Genomic DNA, 15,069 nt, shown 5'->3' with positions numbered 1-15,069 from the left:
ATGAAATGCCTTTCGGCGCCCGCATCGAGAACGGCGGCGTCACGTTCCGGCTGTGGGGCCCCGGTGCCAGGATGGCCGACGTGGCCATCGATCGCGGCAGCGCGCCGCCCGAGATCCACCCGGCCGAGGCCGACGCCGAGGGCTGGTGGGAATGCCACGTGCCGCATGCGACCGCCGGCACGCTGTACCGCTGGCGCATCGACGGCGGGCAGCTGGTGCCCGATCCGGCCTCGCGCCAGAACCCGCAAGGCCCGCACGGCCCGAGCTGCGTGGTCGACCCGAAGCAGTTCGAATGGGACCACACCGGCTGGACCGGCCGGCCATGGAACGAGACCGTGCTGTACGAACTCCACGTGGGCACCTTCACGCCGGAAGGCACTTTCGAGGCGGCCGCCGAGCGCCTGCAGCACCTCGCGGACACGGGCGTCACGGCGGTCGAACTGATGCCGGTCGCCAACTTCGCCGGCCGCTTCGGCTGGGGCTACGACGGCGTGCTGCCCTTCGCCCCGCACGATGCCTACGGCACGCCGGACGAACTGAAGCATTTCGTGCAGCAGGCGCATCGCCTGGGCCTGATGGTGTTCCTGGACGTCGTCTACAACCACTTCGGGCCGGACGGCAACTACCTGTCGCTGTATGCGCCGGGCTTCTTCTCGAAGACCAAGGGCAGCCCGTGGGGCGCGGCGATCAACTTCGACGGCCCCGAGAGCCGGCAGGTGCGCGATTTCTTCATCCACAACGCGCTCTACTGGCTGCAGGAATTCCGCTTCGACGGGCTGCGGCTGGACGCCGTCCACGCGATCCACGACGACGGCCCGGTGCACGTGCTGCAGGAGCTGTCGGAGCGCGTGCGCAAGGCGACCCACGGCCGCCACGTGCACCTGGTGCTGGAGAACGAGGACAACGGCTACGCGCATCTCGCCCCCGGCCCGCAGCCGGGGCGCTTCGACGGCCAGTGGAACGACGATTTCCACCACGTCCTGCACGTGGCGCTGACGGGCGAGACCCATCGCTACTACCACGACTACGGCGATTCGCCGATGGACCTGCTGGCCCGCTCGTTCACGCACGGCATGGTGTTCGAAGGATCGAAGCGCAGGGAAGGCGGCGCGCGGGAGGTGGTGCAGGCCGCGCCGCCGCAGCCCTTGCCGGCGCTGGTGAACTTCGCGCACAACCACGACCAGGTCGGCAACCGCGCGCGCGGCGAACGGCTCGCGCAGCTCGTGCCGCCCGAGGCCTCGGCCCTGCCGACGCTGCTGGCGCTGCTCACCCCGGCGATCCCGATGCTGTTCTTCGGCGAGGAGTGGGGCGCGGCCGAACCCTTCCTCTACTTCGCCGACTGGGAAGGCGAACTGCGCCGCGCCGTGCAGGAGGGGCGCAAGCGCGAATTCGGCCACGGGGAGGCCGCCGACCTGCCGGACCCGTGCAGCAGCGCAAGCTTCGACGCCAGCCGGCCCGATGCGGCGCAGGCCCGCAGCCACGGCGGCCGCGAGCGGCTGGAAGCGATCCGCGCCGCGCTGGTGGCGCGCCGCAAGTGCATCACCCCGCGCCAGCACCTGCTGCTGACGGGCAAGCATTCCGCGCAACGCATCGGCGAGCGCGGTCTCGCGGTGCAATGGCGCTATTCCGACGGCCAGATGCTGTCGCTGGAATTGAATCTCGGGCCAGCCGCGCTGCAGGTCGAGCCGCAGCACCTGGGGCCCGTGGAGGCGCAATGCGTGTTCGCGCACCGCTGCCCGGCGAATACGCCGCGCGGCACCTGGCCGGCGTGGTCGGCGCGCTGGACACTCGGGGAGGAAATCACGCTATGAGCGCAGTCGTGGAGACGGACTCCACCTCGCTGGCAGAACAGGCGCGCCGGCTCGGCGTGGCCGACCGCTACCACGGCTTCTGGGGCAAGGAGGAAGTGGTGCCGCCGGTGGTGCTGCAACGGGCCGTCGCCGCGATGGCGGGCGATGGCCACGCCAGCCCACCGCAATACCTCGGGTTGCCGCCGGTGCACGTGGCGCGCGAAGGCAACCGCGTCGAACTGCGCTGGACCAGCCACGAAAGCACCGCGGCGCACTGGCGCCTCGCCCACGAGGACAACGGCAGCGAGGTCGCCAGCGGCGAGCTGCAGCGCAGCTACCAGCAGGCGGCGATCGCACTGCCCGAGGGGCTCGCGCCCGGCTACTACCGCCTCACGCTGGCGGGCGCCCCGGCCCAGGAACACTGCCGCGTCGTGATCGCGCCCAAGGCCTGCCACGTCGCGCCCGAACTGCAGCAGGGCGCGCGCTGGTGGGGTTGCACCATCCAGCCCTATGCCCTGCGCTCCTCGCGCAACTGGGGCATCGGCGACTTCGGCGACCTGCGCCGCCTGTGCGACGCGGCGGCGCACCAGGGCGCGTCCTTCATCGGCCTGAGCCCGCTGCACGCCCTGTTCCCGCACAACCCCGCCGCGGCCAGCCCCTACAGCCCCTCCAGCCGCAAGGCGCTCAATCCGATCTACCTCGACGTGCAGACGCTGGTCGACCTGGGCGGCTGCGAGGAGGCGGTGCAGAAGGTGCAGTCCGATGGCTTCCAGGAACGCCTGCGGGCGCTGCGCGAAGCCGAGATGGTCGACTACCCCGGCGTCGCGGCGGCCAAGAACGAGGTCCTGCGCATCCTCTGGCGCCACTTCGAGCGTCACGAACTGGACAAGGACCGCTCGCGCGGTGCGCACTTCCTGTCGTTCATGCGCGAGCGCGAGCACACGCTGGGCCGCCATGCCCTGTTCGAGGCGCTGCAGGACCACCTGTCCGCGCAGGACCCCGGCGTGTGGGGCTGGCCGGCCTGGCCGGACGACCTGCGCGATCCCGACGCCCCCGCCGTGCGCGCCTTCGCCGAGGAACACGCCTCCGACGTGCGCTTCCGCTTCTGGCTGCAGTGGCTGGCCGAAGTGCAGCTCGAGTCGTGCCAGCGCTACGCGCGCACCCGCGGGATGGGCATCGGCCTGTACTGCGACCTCGCCGTCGGCGTGAACGGCGGCGGCGCCGAGACCTGGGTCGAGCACGGGATGTTCGCCCACGGCATGCATGCCGGCGCGCCGCCCGATCCGCTCGCGCCCACCGGACAGGACTGGGGCCTGCCGCCCTGGAGCCCGCAGCGCCTGAAGCAGGCCCGCCTGCAGCCCTTCATCGACACGCTGCGCGCCAACATGCGCCACAGCGGCGCGCTGCGGCTGGACCACGTGATGGCGCTCATGCGCCTGTTCTGGACCGGCCCCGACGGCGGCACCTACGTCGACTATCCGCTGGAGGACCTGATGGGCGTGCTGGCGCTGGAAAGCCAGCGCCACCAGTGCATGGTGATCGGCGAGGACCTGGGCAACGTGGCGCCGCGCATGCGCGAGCACATGCGAGAAGGCAACCTCCTGTCGTACAAGCCGCTGCTGTTCGAGCGCGAGGAAGACGGGAGCTTCCGGCGGCCCTCGCAGTGGCAGACCAAGGCGCTGGCGGTGGTCAGCACGCACGACCTGCCGACGCTGCGCGGCTTCTGGCTGGGCGAGGACATCGAACTGGCGGCGAAGCTGCAGCTCTATCCCGACGAGGCCGCCCACGGCCAGCAGGTGCTCTCCCGCGCGCAGGACCGCGCGCACCTGCTGCTCGCCCTGCAGCGCGAGGACCTGCTGCCTCCGGGCACCTCGGTTCAACCGACGTCCCTGCCCGATGCCTCGCAGGCCCTCGTCGATGCCGTGTATGCCTACCTCGCCCGCACGCCGTGCTGGCTGGTGGGGGTGCAGCTGGAAGACGTGACCGGCCAGTTGCTGCAGGTGAACGTGCCCGGCACCACCGAAGACCGCTTCCCCAACTGGCGCCGCAAGCTGTCGGTCAGCGTCGAAGGCCTGGCCAGCGATGCGCGCTGGGCCTCGCTCGCCGCGGTGCTGCGGGCCGAGCGCAGCGGCCCACAGCCGCTGGACGAAGCCCCGCTGGAGCTGCCCTCGCTCGACACGGCCAGCATCCCCTGCGGCACCTACCGCGTGCAGTTCCACAAGGGCTGCACCTTCGAGGACATCACCCAGGCCATCCCGTACCTGAAGGCGCTGGGCGTGAGCCACCTGTACAGCTCGCCCTACCTGCGGGCGCGCCCAGGCAGCACCCACGGCTACGACATCGTCGACCACGGCGAACTCAATCCCGAGGTGGGCGACGAGCCGGCGCATGCCCGCATGTGCCTGGCGCTGCGCCGCAACGGGATGGGGCAGATCCTCGACATCGTGCCCAACCACATGGGCGTGCTGGAGGCCGACAACGCCTGGTGGCTGGACGTGCTGGAACATGGCCGCGCCTCGCCGCACGCCGACACCTTCGACATCGAATGGAAGCCGGCGCAGCCCGAGATGGCCGGCCGCGTGCTGCTGCCGGTGCTGGGCGACCATTTCGGCAAGGTGCTGGAAGCCGGCGAGATCCAGCTGCATTTCGAGGCGGAAAGCGGCGAGTTCGGCCTGCGCTACTGGGCGCACCGGTTCCCGCTCGACCCGAGCAGCTATCCGCAGATCTTCGCCGCCCTGCCCGCACCGCCGGCGCGCGACGACAGCGAAGGCGACAGCCATGCGGTGGTCGAGGCGCTGCTCGATGCCTTCGGCCGCCTGCCCTCGCGCGACGACGCGGACCCGGAAGTGCGCAGGGCGCGCGTGCGCGACAGCGGCGTCTACAAGCGGCAGCTGGCGCGCCTGGCCGCGCGCAACGAGTGGCTGGCCCGCTGGATCGAGGCGTGCGTGCAGCGGCTCAACGGCCAGCCCGGCGAGGCCGCCAGCTTCGATGCGCTGGAGCAGCTGATCGCGGCCCAGGCCTACCGGCTGGCCGACTGGCGGGTGGCGAGCGACGACGTCAACTACCGCCGCTTCTTCGACGTCAACACGCTGGCGGCGCTGCGCATGGAGCGGCCGGAGGTCTTCGACGCCACGCACCGCAAGGTGCTGCACTGGCTGCAGGACGGCCAGCTCTCCGGCCTGCGCATCGACCATCCCGACGGCCTGAGCGATCCGCAGGCGTACTTCGAGCAGCTGCAGGCGCGCTACGTCGCGCAGGCCGAGGTCGGCGGCCGCCAGCCGCGCGCGCTCTACCTGGTGGTGGAGAAGATCCAGGCCGAACACGAATCGCTGCCGGAGACCTGGCCGGTGCACGGCGACACCGGCTACCGCTTCGGCACGCTGGTCAACGGCGTCTTCGTCCACGCGCGCAACGAGAACGCGATCCTCGCCGCCTACCAAGCCTTCACCGGGCAGGAGACGGAGTTCGAGGAGGTCGTGTACCAGTGCAAGAAGCTGATCATCGAGACCTCGCTGTACTCGGAGCTGAACTGGCTGGCGCACGCGCTGCACCGGCTCACGCGCGGCAACCGGCGGCGCTGTGATTTCACGCGCAACCGCCTGCGCTGGGCGATGGCCGAAGTCGCGGCCGCCTTCCCGGTCTACCGCACCTACCTGCGGGTGGACGAAGCCGCCAGCGAGATGGACCGCCGCCACCTGGACTGGGCGATCGCCAGCGCCCAGCGGCGGCTCGGCGCATCGGAAACGACGGTGCTGGAGTACCTGCGGGAAGTGCTGCTCGGCGAAGGCGAGGCGAAGCACATGGAGCGCGAGGAGCGGCGGCGCTTCCTGGCCCGCTGGCAGCAGTTCACCGCGCCGGTGACGGCCAAGGCCATGGAGGACACGGCCTTCTACCGCTACGTGCCGCTGCTGTCGCTCAACGAGGTGGGCAGCGAGCCGCGCAGCTTCGGCGTGTCGGTCTCGGCCTTCCACTACGCCAACCAGAAGCGCCAGCGCGACCGGCCCCACTGCCTGCTCGGCACGTCGACCCACGACAGCAAGCGCGGCGAGGACCTGCGCGCCCGCCTGAACGTGCTGTCGGAACTCCCCGCGCAGTGGGAGGACTGCCTGCTGCGCCTGTCGCAATGGGCGCAGCTCTATGTGACCCGCACGCCCAAGGGCACCTGGCCCTCCACCAACGACATCTGGCTGCTGTTCCAGACCCTCGCCGGCCTGTGGCCGGCGCAGCCGCCGGACGACCAGCAGCGCGCCGACCTGCGCCAGCGCCTGCAGGCCTACATGCAGAAGGCGGTGCGCGAGGCCAAGCTGCACACGACCTGGGTCTGCCCCGACAGCGAGTACGAGGCGGCGGTGGAGCGCTACGTCGACGGCGTGCTGCGCGCCGGCCCCAACCCGTTCGCCGACGAACTGCAGAAGTTCACCGAGCGCATCGCGCCCTTCGGCTTTCGCAACAGCCTGGCGCAGCTCGCCCTCAAGTTCACCTGCCCCGGCGTGCCGGACGTGTACCAGGGTTGCGAGCAATGGAACTTCAGCCTGGTGGACCCGGACAACCGGCGCCCGGTCGACTACCAGGCCCTGGCGCATTCTCTCGAGGCCGTCGAGGCCCTGTACCGCCAGGGCTGGCCCATGGCGGAACACTGGAAGACGCTGCACGCCAACGCCGCCGACGGCCGCATCAAGCAGCTCGTGACGTGGCGCCTGCTGGCCCTGCGGCGCGAGCGCAGGGAGCTGTTCCGCCAGGGCAGCTACGTGCAGCTGGCCGTGGAGGGCCCGGCGGAGGAACACGCGCTGGCCTTCGCCCGGCTCTGCGACGGCCACGCCGTGCTGGTGGTGGCAGCCCGCCTGACCTGCACCTTGTGCGACGGCGACGACGAGAACTGGTCGCCGGCGCTGTGGCAGGACACCCTGCTGCGCATCGGCAGCGAAGGCAGCATCCGGCGCTTTCGCCGCTGGCGCAACTGGCTCACCGGCCAGGACAGCACGGTCGCCGGCACGGAGGAAGCCACCCTGCCCCTGCAGGACCTGTTCGCCGGTGCCGGCGGGCTGCCGTTCGCGGTGCTGGTGGCGCAAGCGGAGGAAGGCGCATGAAGATCCTGTTCGCGACGCCCGAGTGCGCGCCGTACGTGAAGACCGGCGGCCTCGGCGACGTCAGCGCGGCGCTGCCGGCGATGCTGGCGAAACTGGGCCACGACGTGCACCTGCTGATGCCCGCGTACCGCGGCATGAAGGTCAGCGGCGAGATCGGCGACGGCGTGGACCTGCCGGCCTACAGCCACTGGCCGGCCGCGCAGCTGGTGCCGGTGAAGACCGAGAACGGCGTCACGCTGCTGCTGCTGGCCTGCCCGGCCCTGTACCAGCGCCCCGGCGGTCCGTATGTCGATGCCAACGGCCGCGACTACCTGGACAACGCGATGCGCTTCGGCCTGCTGTCGCGCGTGGCGGCGCAGCTCGGCACCGTGCATTCGCCCTTGCGCGGCTGGACGGCCGACGTGGTGCATGCCAACGACTGGCCCTGCGGCCTGGCGCCCCTGTACCTGGCGCAGTCGCGCATGATCGCGCCGCACGAGCGCACGGCCGCCAGCATCCTCACCATCCACAACCTCGCCTTCCAGGGCGTCTTCCCCATGGGCGACGCCGATGCGCTGGGCATCCCGCACCACTGGCGCGGCATGGAAGGCGTGGAGTTCTGGAACGACCTGTCGATGCTCAAGGCCGGGATCCAGTTCGCCGATGCGATCACCACCGTGAGCCCCACCTATGCGCGCGAGATCCAGACCGAGGCCTTCGGCGTCGGCTTCGACGGCATCCTGCGCGCGCGCGCCTCCCGACTGCGCGGCATCCTGAACGGCATCGACCGCCAGCTGTGGGATCCGGCGCAGGATGCCTTGCTGCCGCAGCGCTTCAGCCGCGATGCGATGAAGGGCAAGGCGCAGTGCAAGTCGGTGCTGCAGCAGCGGGTGGGCCTGGCCACGGACAAGACGGCACCCCTGTTCGCGGTGGTGAGCCGGCTCACCGCGCAGAAGGGGATCGACCTCGTGCTCGCCACGCTGCCCGGCCTCGTCCAGGCCGGTGGCCAGCTCGTGGTGCTGGGACAGGGCGCGCCGGAGCTGCAGGCCGCGCTGAGCGAGGCGGCGCGCAGGCATCCGAAGCAGGTGTCGGTGACGCTCGGCTTCGACGAAGGACTGGCGCACCTGATCGAGGCCGGTGCCGATGCCTTCCTGATGCCTTCGCGCTTCGAGCCCTGCGGACTGAACCAGATGTACAGCCAGGCCTACGGGACGCCGCCGATCGTGGCGCCGGTCGGCGGGCTGCTGGACTCGGTGACCGATGCCACGGCGGACCCGGAGCACGGCACCGGCTTCGTCATGCGGTCCTGCGACGCCGCCGGCCTGGAGGATGCGCTGGTGCGGTCACTGGCCGCCTGGAAACAGGGCCGGCAGTGGCACCGCATCCAGGCCAACGGCATGGCGCGCGAGTTCGGCTGGGAGGACAGCGCGCTGCAGTACCTGGAGGTGTACCAGGCCGCGAGCGTGCTGGCGAATGGGGGGACGGCGAGCGAAGTCACCGTGCCGTAATTCGGGCGCTGGCCGCGCACTGCGCGAATGCCGTGGTTGACGCGGTGATCGCGCGCGACGCGAATCCGTAGGCTGGCGGTGACCGCGCGCGGAGCGCGCCGGGAACCCCAGCGCTTGCGCGCAGCGCTGGGGTTGCGCTTCGCTCCACCACCAGCCTACGCAACCACCAGCCTACGCAGACCCCTGCTCGCCCACGATCCGCTCGCCCACCATGTTCTCGCCGAGGAAATCGAGCAGCCGCCGCACCGCGGGCACCATCCCCCGCCGCGAGGGATAGACCGCCAGCACCATCGCCGTGCGCGGCTCCCAGCCCGGGAGCACGGCGGCCAGTTCGCCGCGCTGGATTTCGGCGCGGCACAGGTAGTCGGGCAGCACGCACATGCCCACGCCCTGCAGCAGCGCGAATTTCAGCGTCATGAGGTCGTCGGCGGTATAGACCGGATGGTGCTGCAACTCGAATTCCGCCGCGCGCGGCCCGAGCAGGTGCATCGTCGCGCGACCGTCGGCGGCCGTCATGGCCACCGTCGGCAGGTGATGCAGTTCTTCAGGGTTCGCGGGTGCGCCGAAGCGCTGCAGCAGTTGCGGGCTGGCCACCAGCACCCCGTGTGTCTGCCCCAGGTTCTTGATCACCAGCGAGCCGCTGTCATCCAGGTTGGCGCGCACCCGCAGCGCGATGTCCACGCCTTCCTGCACCAGGTCGATCACGCGGTTGGTGACCTGCATGTCGATGCGCACCTGCGGGTGGGCGGCGAGGAAGCGCGGGATCAGCGGCCCGATCGTGGTCTGCGCCAGGGTCACGGGACACGTCATGCGCACGGTGCCGCGCGCTTCCGTCTGCACGTGCAGCACGGCCTCCTCCGCCGCCTCGGCCTGCTCGCGCATGGCCACGCAGTGGCGGTGGTAGATCTCGCCGGCGGGCGTCAGCGACAGCTTGCGGGTGGTCCGATGCAGCAGGCGCACGCCCAGGCGGCCTTCCAGGTCGGCGATGCGGCGCGACAGCCTGGACTTGGGCAGGTTCAGCGCCCGGCCCGCCGCCGCGAAACCGCCGCGGTCCACCACTTCCGCGAAGAAGAGCATGTCGTTGAGATCCTGCATGCGGCCGATTGTCCCATGTACAGGACAATCAAACGCGAAATTGCCGTCTTATCGCGGTATCGATCCATCCGCACAATCTTCTCCTAGTGCCGATTCCCCCTCCGGCCGATCCACAGGAGATTGCAATGAAACTGCTGCACATCGATTCGAGCCCGCTGGGCGCCAACTCCGTCTCCCGCGAACTGACGCGCCGGATCGTGGCCCAGTGGCAGTCCACCCGTCCGGGCACCGTCGTCGAGTACCTCGACCTGGCGGTGGACGCGCCCGGCCACCTGAACATGGACTCGCTCGGCTTCCGGCTCGGCCTCGACGACGCGACGCTGACCGTGGCGCAGAAGCGCGAGAACGCCCTGTCCGAACAGCTGGTGAGCCAGTTCCTCGCGGCCGACGTGGTGGTCGTGGGTGCCCCCATGTACAACTTCAGCGTCCCGAGCCAGCTGAAGGCCTGGATCGACCGCATCGCGCAGGCCGGCCGCACCTTCAAGTACACCGAGGCGGGCCCGGTGGGCCTGGCCGGCGGCAAGACGGTGATCGTGGCCTCCACACGCGGCGGCGCCTACGCGGGCGCGCCGCAGATGGACCACCAGGAAAGCTACCTGCGCACCGTGCTGGGCTTCCTCGGCGTGACCGACGTGCGCTTCGTGCGCGCCGAAGGCATGGCCATGGGCGACGCCGCCAAGGCCGCGGGGCTGGCTGCGGCCGAGGGTGACATCCTGGCGCACGTGACCGAAGCCGCGAACGAGGGCAAGGCCGCGATCCGCGCCTGAACTTCGCTGCGTTGGGCCTCGCTACGCGTCTCCCCGCTTGTGCTGTCGCCCCCGCTCATGCCGTCACCCCCGCGAAGGCGGGGGCCCAGAGAAGCCGCCCGCGGGCGGTTTTTCTCTGGAAGCCCTGGGTCCCCGCCTCCGCGGGGATGACGGGAGTTCCAGCGGTTCGCCATCTCCAGTCCGCGTGCGCGTGCGCGTGGGCGCCTGCGCCTCCGCCAACGGCTCCTAGCTAGCGGTTCGCCGCCCGGTCCGCGTGCTCCTTCACCCACTCGGTGAAGCGGTCCACGAACTTCTGCAGGAACTCGCGGGTGCCGTCCGAACCGACCTCGCCGTTGGCGCCGAAGAAGCCGGGCTTGTTCTGCAGGTACATCTCCGGCTGGCCGAGCGTCGGCATGTCCAGGTAGCCCAGGACCGTGCGCAGGTGGCCCTGCGCGATCGCGGTGCCGATCGCGCCGACGGAGATGCCGATGATCGCGGCCGGCTTGCCGCTCCACACGCTCTGGCCATAGGGCCGGGAGCCATGGTCGATGGCATTCTTCAGCACGCCAGGGATCGAGCGGTTGTATTCGGGCGTCACGAACAGCACGCCCTGCGCGGCGGCGATCTCGGTCTTCATGCGCCGCACCGCCTCGGTCGGGTTGTTCTCCTCGTCCTGGTTGTACAGCGGCAGGTCGCCGATGCGCACCGTGGTGAACTCGAGCTGCGGATGCGCCAGCTTCTGCAGCGCGGCCGCGAGCTGTCCGTTGAACGATTCGCGACGCAGGCTGCCGACGATCACGGCTATGCGGTAGGCCATCTTGGTTCTCCTGTCATGGGTCACGCGACCTCGCCGAGGCCGCAGCGGTTGGCCGGCCAGCGTACTCCTGTTTACTTGCGCGTGTAGACCTGGTCGAAGCTGCCGCCCTCGGCGAAGTGCTCCTTGTCCGCCTTCGCCCAGCCGCCGAAGGCCTCGTCGATGGTGAACAGGTTCAGCTTCGGGAACTGCTGCGCGTACTTGGCCTGCGCCGCCTTCGAGACCGCCGGACGGTAGAAATTCCTGCCGATGATGTCCTGCCCCTGCTCCGCGTAGAGAAACTTCAGGTACTCCTCGGCGATGGCGCGCGTGCCGCGCCTGTCGACGTTGCGGTCCACCACGGCTACCGGCGGCTCGGCGAGGATGGTCAGCGTCGGGTACACGATGTCGACCTTGCCCGCGAACTCCTTCTGCAGCAGCCAGGCCTCGTTCTCCCAGGCGATCAGCACGTCACCCTGGTTGCGCTGCGCGAAGGTGATGGTCGCGCCGCGTGCGCCGGTGTCGAGCACCGGCACGTTGCCGAACAGCCGCGCGGCGAAGTCCCTGGCCCTGGCGTCGCCGCCGTACCTGCGCTTGCCGAACTCCCACGCGGCCAGGTAGTTCCAGCGCGCGCCCCCCGAGGTCTTCGGGTTCGGGGTGATCACGGAGACGCCGGGTCGCACGAGGTCGTCCCAGTCCCGCACGTTCTTCGGGTTGCCCTTGCGCACCACCAGCACGATCGTCGAGGTGTAGGGAGATGCGTTGTGCGGCAGGCGCTTCTGCCAGTCCCTGGCCACCCAGCCGCCGTGCGCGACGAGCGCGTCGATGTCGCCGCCCAGGGCGAGCGTCACCACGTCGGCCTCGAGACCGTCGATGACGGAGCGGGCCTGCTTGCCCGAGCCGCCGTGCGACTGCTTCACCTGCACGTCCTGCCCCGTCCTGCCCTTCCAGTACTTCGCGAAGGCCTGGTTGAACTCCACGTACAGCTCGCGCGTGGGGTCGTAGGACACATTGAGCAGTTGCAGCGGCTGCGCCAGCGTGGGCAGGCCGGTCAGGCCCAGGACGCCTGCCGCGCCGAGCGTGAGCGGAATCTTGATAAAGTCGCGGCGAAGGCTCATGGAATGCTCCCGTTGTCGATGGGGCGCATTCTGGAAGCCGGCGCGCGCGCCACGAACGACAGAGTTCTTGGTTGCATATCCGCATAAGCTAATCCGAAGAAAGGGGCGTGAATGGCACGCACCGTGCAATGCATCAAGCTTGGCCGCGAGGCCGAGGGGCTCGATTTCCCACCCTATCCCGGCGAACTGGGAAAGCGCATCTACGAGAACGTCAGCAAGGAAGCGTGGCAGCAGTGGCTGAAGCACCAGACGATGCTGGTGAACGAGAACCGCCTGAACCTCGCCGACCAGCGCGCCCGCGAATACCTGAAGCGCCAGATGGAAAACCATTTCTTCGGCAGCGGCGCGGACGCAGCCGCGGGATACGTCCCGCCCACCGAATGATTCCATGAGCGAGGTCGTCGCCTGGGACGACGACGGCACGCCGCGCAGCCCGCGCTTCGACGACATCTATCGCTCGGCCACCGGCGGCCTCGCCCAGGCGCGCCACGTCTTCCTCGATGGCTGCGGCCTGCCCGCGGCATGGGCCGGGCGCCCGCAATGGCGGGTGCTGGAGACCGGCTTCGGCCTGGGCCTGAACTTCCTGGCGACCTGGCTGGCCTGGCTGCAGGATCCGCAGCGGCCGCGCGTGCTGCACTTCGCCTCGATCGAAGCGTTTCCCGTCTCGGCCGACGACCTGCTGCGCAGCGCCGCCACGGAAGCGGGCCTGCTGCCGCTGGCGACCGAACTCGCGCAGCAGTGGCAGGGCCTGACGCCGGGCTTCCATCGCTTCGTCCTGGCCGAAGGCCGCGTGCTGCTCACGCTGTGCGTGGGCGACGTCGCGCCCATGCTGCGCGAACAGGCCTTCCGCGCCGACGCCGTGTTCCTGGACGGCTTCGATCCCGAACGCAATCCGCAGATGTGGAGCCTGGAGACGCTCAAGGCCGTCACGCGCCTGTGCCACCGGGGCGCCCTGCTCGCCACGTGGTCGGTCGTCGGCCAGTTGCGCCGCGACCTGAAGTCCTGCGGCTGGCAGCTGACCCGGCGCGCCGGACTGCCGCCCAAGCGCGAATGCCTGGCCGGCCGCTACGACCCCGGGTGGGAAGTCAAGGGACTGGAGGCGCCAGGCGAGGCCGAGGCGGCAGACTGCATCGTCATCGGCGCCGGCCTCTCGGGCGCGGCGGCGGCGGCCAGCCTGGCGCGCCGCGGCTGGTCGGTGCGCGTGTTCGACACCGCTGCCGGCCCGGCCACCGGCGCCTCGGATCTGCCGGCGGGCCTGCTCGCGCCGCACCAGTCGCCCGACGACAACCTGCTGTCGCGCCTGTCGCGCGCCGGCGTGCGCCTCACGCTGCAGGAAGCGCAGGCGCGGCTGGCCGACGGCCTGGAGTGGCGCCGCACCGGCGTGCTCGAATGGCGCGCCGACGATCACCGGCCGCTGCCCGGCATCGGCGAAGCCCTCGAACCCTGGAGTCGCGAAGCGACCGAAGGCCAGAAACGTGCCGCCGGGATCGCGGTGGACCAGGCCGCCTGGTGGCACGACAACGCGGCATGGATCGAGCCGGCCGCGCTGGTGCGCTCCTGGCTGCGCACGCCCGGGGTGCGCTTCTGCGGCGGCCGCAAGGTCGCGCGCGTCCTGCGGCAGGGCGAAAGCTGGCGGCTGGAGAACGGTGCAGGCGAAGCGATGGGACAGGCCTCGCTGGTCGTCGTCGCCGCCGCGCATGACAGCGCCGCACTGCTCGAAAACCGCCTGCAGCTCCACCCGGTCCGCGGCCAGGTGACCTGGGCGCCGCATGCCGACGATGCGGCCCTGCTGCCGCCCTTTCCGGTCAACGGCCATGGCCACTTCCTGCCGCGCGTGCCCCTGGTCGAACGCGAGGCCTGGATCACGGGCTCGACCTACGGCCGCGGCGATGCCGACGAGTCGCTGCGCCGCGAGGACGACGCCGCCAACCTGGAGCGCGTGCGGCAGGTGCTGCCGCGCGCGGCCCCGGCCTTCCAGGGCGCGCTGCAACGCCGCGAGACGCGTTCCTGGAGCGGCGTGCGCTGCGCCTCGACGGACCGCCGGCCGCTGGCCGGCGAACTGGAGCCCGGCCTGTGGGTGAGCACCGCGATGGGCTCGCGCGGCCTGACCTTCGCGGCCTTGTGCGGTGAACTGATCGCCGCCCGCCTGCATGGCGAGCCGCTGCCGCTCGAAGCGCGGCTGGCGCAGGCCCTGGACGCTAGGAGGCAGGACCGAGCTCGATCCGGCTGAGCCAGGCATCGAGCCGGCCCGGGTGCGGCGGGTTCTCCAGCAGGGCGTCCGCCCCGCCCAGCCAGGCACGCAGGCGTTCCGGCACGGTGCGCTCGGCCTGCGTCATGGCGACGTGCTGGATCGCATGCGCCCCCTGCTTGAGCTGCCGCAGCAGGAGCCACGCATCGACGTCCGGCAGGTTGCAATCGAGCAGCGCCAGGTCGTACTGCTTGGCGCGCGCCAGCTCCAGCGCCGCGGCGCCGGTTTCGGCCTCGTCGGCCAGCGTGAGGCGCGCCAGCGCCAGGCGCGCCCGCAGGTACAGGCGCTGGTCGCGGCTGGCACTGACGATCAGGGCCTGCTTCTGCGACATGACGGAATCGGGGCCCTGGGCCAGGTCGACGTCGAGTTCCGCTTCGGGGGCGAAGAGCTGGTCCAGGGCGTCGACCACGTCCGGCCAGGGCAGCGGCCGCGGGAAGGCGCGCGAGACGGCCGCCGGCGGATTCGGGCCGACCCAGAGCAGGTGCAGGTCACGGCGCAGGGGGGATTCGGCCTCGACCCGGGCCTCCCAGCTCAGGCCGTCCAGCAGGGCGACACGCGGGGGCTCGGGGGCCGTCGGCGTCCAGAGCTGGTACATGGTCAGGCACTGCTCGGACAGGCGGAAGACGGTATTGAGGGCGTGGCGCTCCTCGTCCGAAAAACCAACCACCTTGATGAAGACGCGCTGGGCCATGTTCCCGTGATGAC

General features: G+C 70.8%; 10 protein-coding genes. 6 read left to right on the top strand and 4 right to left on the bottom strand.

Annotated features, from left to right (window positions below; genetic code table 11):
- Positions 1-5: 5 nt before the first annotated feature.
- Genes treZ through glgA form a run of 3 tightly spaced genes read left to right on the top strand, consistent with a single transcriptional unit; the run spans position 6 to position 8,364 of the window.
- Complete coding sequence (treZ, locus tag JI746_RS06400) at positions 6-1,811, top strand: malto-oligosyltrehalose trehalohydrolase (RefSeq protein ID WP_236599615.1); 1,806 nt, start codon at positions 6-8, stop codon at positions 1,809-1,811.
- Positions 1,808-6,877, top strand: a complete 5,070-nt coding sequence (locus tag JI746_RS06395) for a malto-oligosyltrehalose synthase (protein WP_201687969.1) — start codon at positions 1,808-1,810, stop codon at positions 6,875-6,877. Before treZ ends, JI746_RS06395 begins: the two co-directional genes overlap by 4 nt.
- Entirely contained in the window at positions 6,874-8,364 is a 1,491-nt protein-coding gene (gene glgA / locus JI746_RS06390) for a glycogen synthase GlgA (RefSeq protein WP_201687968.1), read from the top strand. The genes JI746_RS06395 and glgA overlap by 4 nt, the downstream gene beginning before the upstream one ends.
- 171 nt (positions 8,365-8,535) lie before the next feature.
- On the opposite strand, the gene JI746_RS06385 is transcribed toward glgA, so the two are convergent.
- Positions 8,536-9,459 carry a LysR substrate-binding domain-containing protein gene (locus JI746_RS06385; protein WP_201687967.1) on the bottom strand — a complete coding sequence of 308 codons (924 nt, stop codon included), beginning with the start codon at positions 9,457-9,459 and terminating at the stop codon, positions 8,536-8,538.
- Between the two features lie 125 nt (positions 9,460-9,584).
- On the opposite strand from JI746_RS06385, the gene JI746_RS06380 reads away from it, so the two are divergent.
- Positions 9,585-10,226 carry an FMN-dependent NADH-azoreductase gene (locus JI746_RS06380; protein ID WP_201687966.1) on the top strand — a complete coding sequence of 214 codons (642 nt, stop codon included), beginning with the start codon at positions 9,585-9,587 and terminating at the stop codon, positions 10,224-10,226.
- Positions 10,227-10,455: 229 nt separating this feature from the next.
- On the opposite strand, the gene JI746_RS06375 is transcribed toward JI746_RS06380, so the two are convergent.
- Both JI746_RS06375 and JI746_RS06370 read right to left on the bottom strand, forming a co-directional pair.
- Complete coding sequence (locus JI746_RS06375; protein WP_201687965.1) at positions 10,456-11,022, bottom strand: NADPH-dependent FMN reductase; 567 nt, start codon at positions 11,020-11,022, stop codon at positions 10,456-10,458.
- 71 nt (positions 11,023-11,093) lie between these two features.
- Positions 11,094-12,116 carry a sulfate ABC transporter substrate-binding protein gene (locus tag JI746_RS06370; protein WP_201687964.1) on the bottom strand — a complete coding sequence of 341 codons (1,023 nt, stop codon included), beginning with the start codon at positions 12,114-12,116 and terminating at the stop codon, positions 11,094-11,096.
- A 111-nt stretch (positions 12,117-12,227) separates the two neighbouring features.
- On the opposite strand from JI746_RS06370, the gene JI746_RS06365 reads away from it, so the two are divergent.
- Together JI746_RS06365 and mnmC are read left to right on the top strand one after the other, a co-directional pair.
- Positions 12,228-12,500: an oxidative damage protection protein gene (locus tag JI746_RS06365; RefSeq protein ID WP_201687963.1), complete on the top strand. Its 273-nt coding sequence runs from the start codon at positions 12,228-12,230 to the stop codon at positions 12,498-12,500.
- A 4-nt stretch (positions 12,501-12,504) separates the two neighbouring features.
- Positions 12,505-14,346 carry an FAD-dependent 5-carboxymethylaminomethyl-2-thiouridine(34) oxidoreductase MnmC gene (gene mnmC / locus JI746_RS06360; RefSeq protein WP_201687962.1) on the top strand — a complete coding sequence of 614 codons (1,842 nt, stop codon included), beginning with the start codon at positions 12,505-12,507 and terminating at the stop codon, positions 14,344-14,346.
- Here mnmC and JI746_RS06355 read toward each other — a convergent pair.
- The gene (locus JI746_RS06355; RefSeq protein ID WP_201687961.1) at positions 14,315-15,055 is read right to left on the bottom strand and encodes a response regulator; all 741 of its coding nucleotides are present in this window, start codon (positions 15,053-15,055) and stop codon (positions 14,315-14,317) included. The genes mnmC and JI746_RS06355 overlap by 32 nt on opposite strands.
- Positions 15,056-15,069 lie beyond the last annotated feature (14 nt).

The organism is Ramlibacter alkalitolerans, from assembly GCF_016722765.1.
Classification (GTDB): Bacteria; Pseudomonadota; Gammaproteobacteria; order Burkholderiales; family Burkholderiaceae_C; genus Ramlibacter; species Ramlibacter alkalitolerans.
The sequence above is the reverse complement of the archived record's forward strand: the minus strand, read 5'-3'. Positions and strand labels throughout refer to the sequence as shown.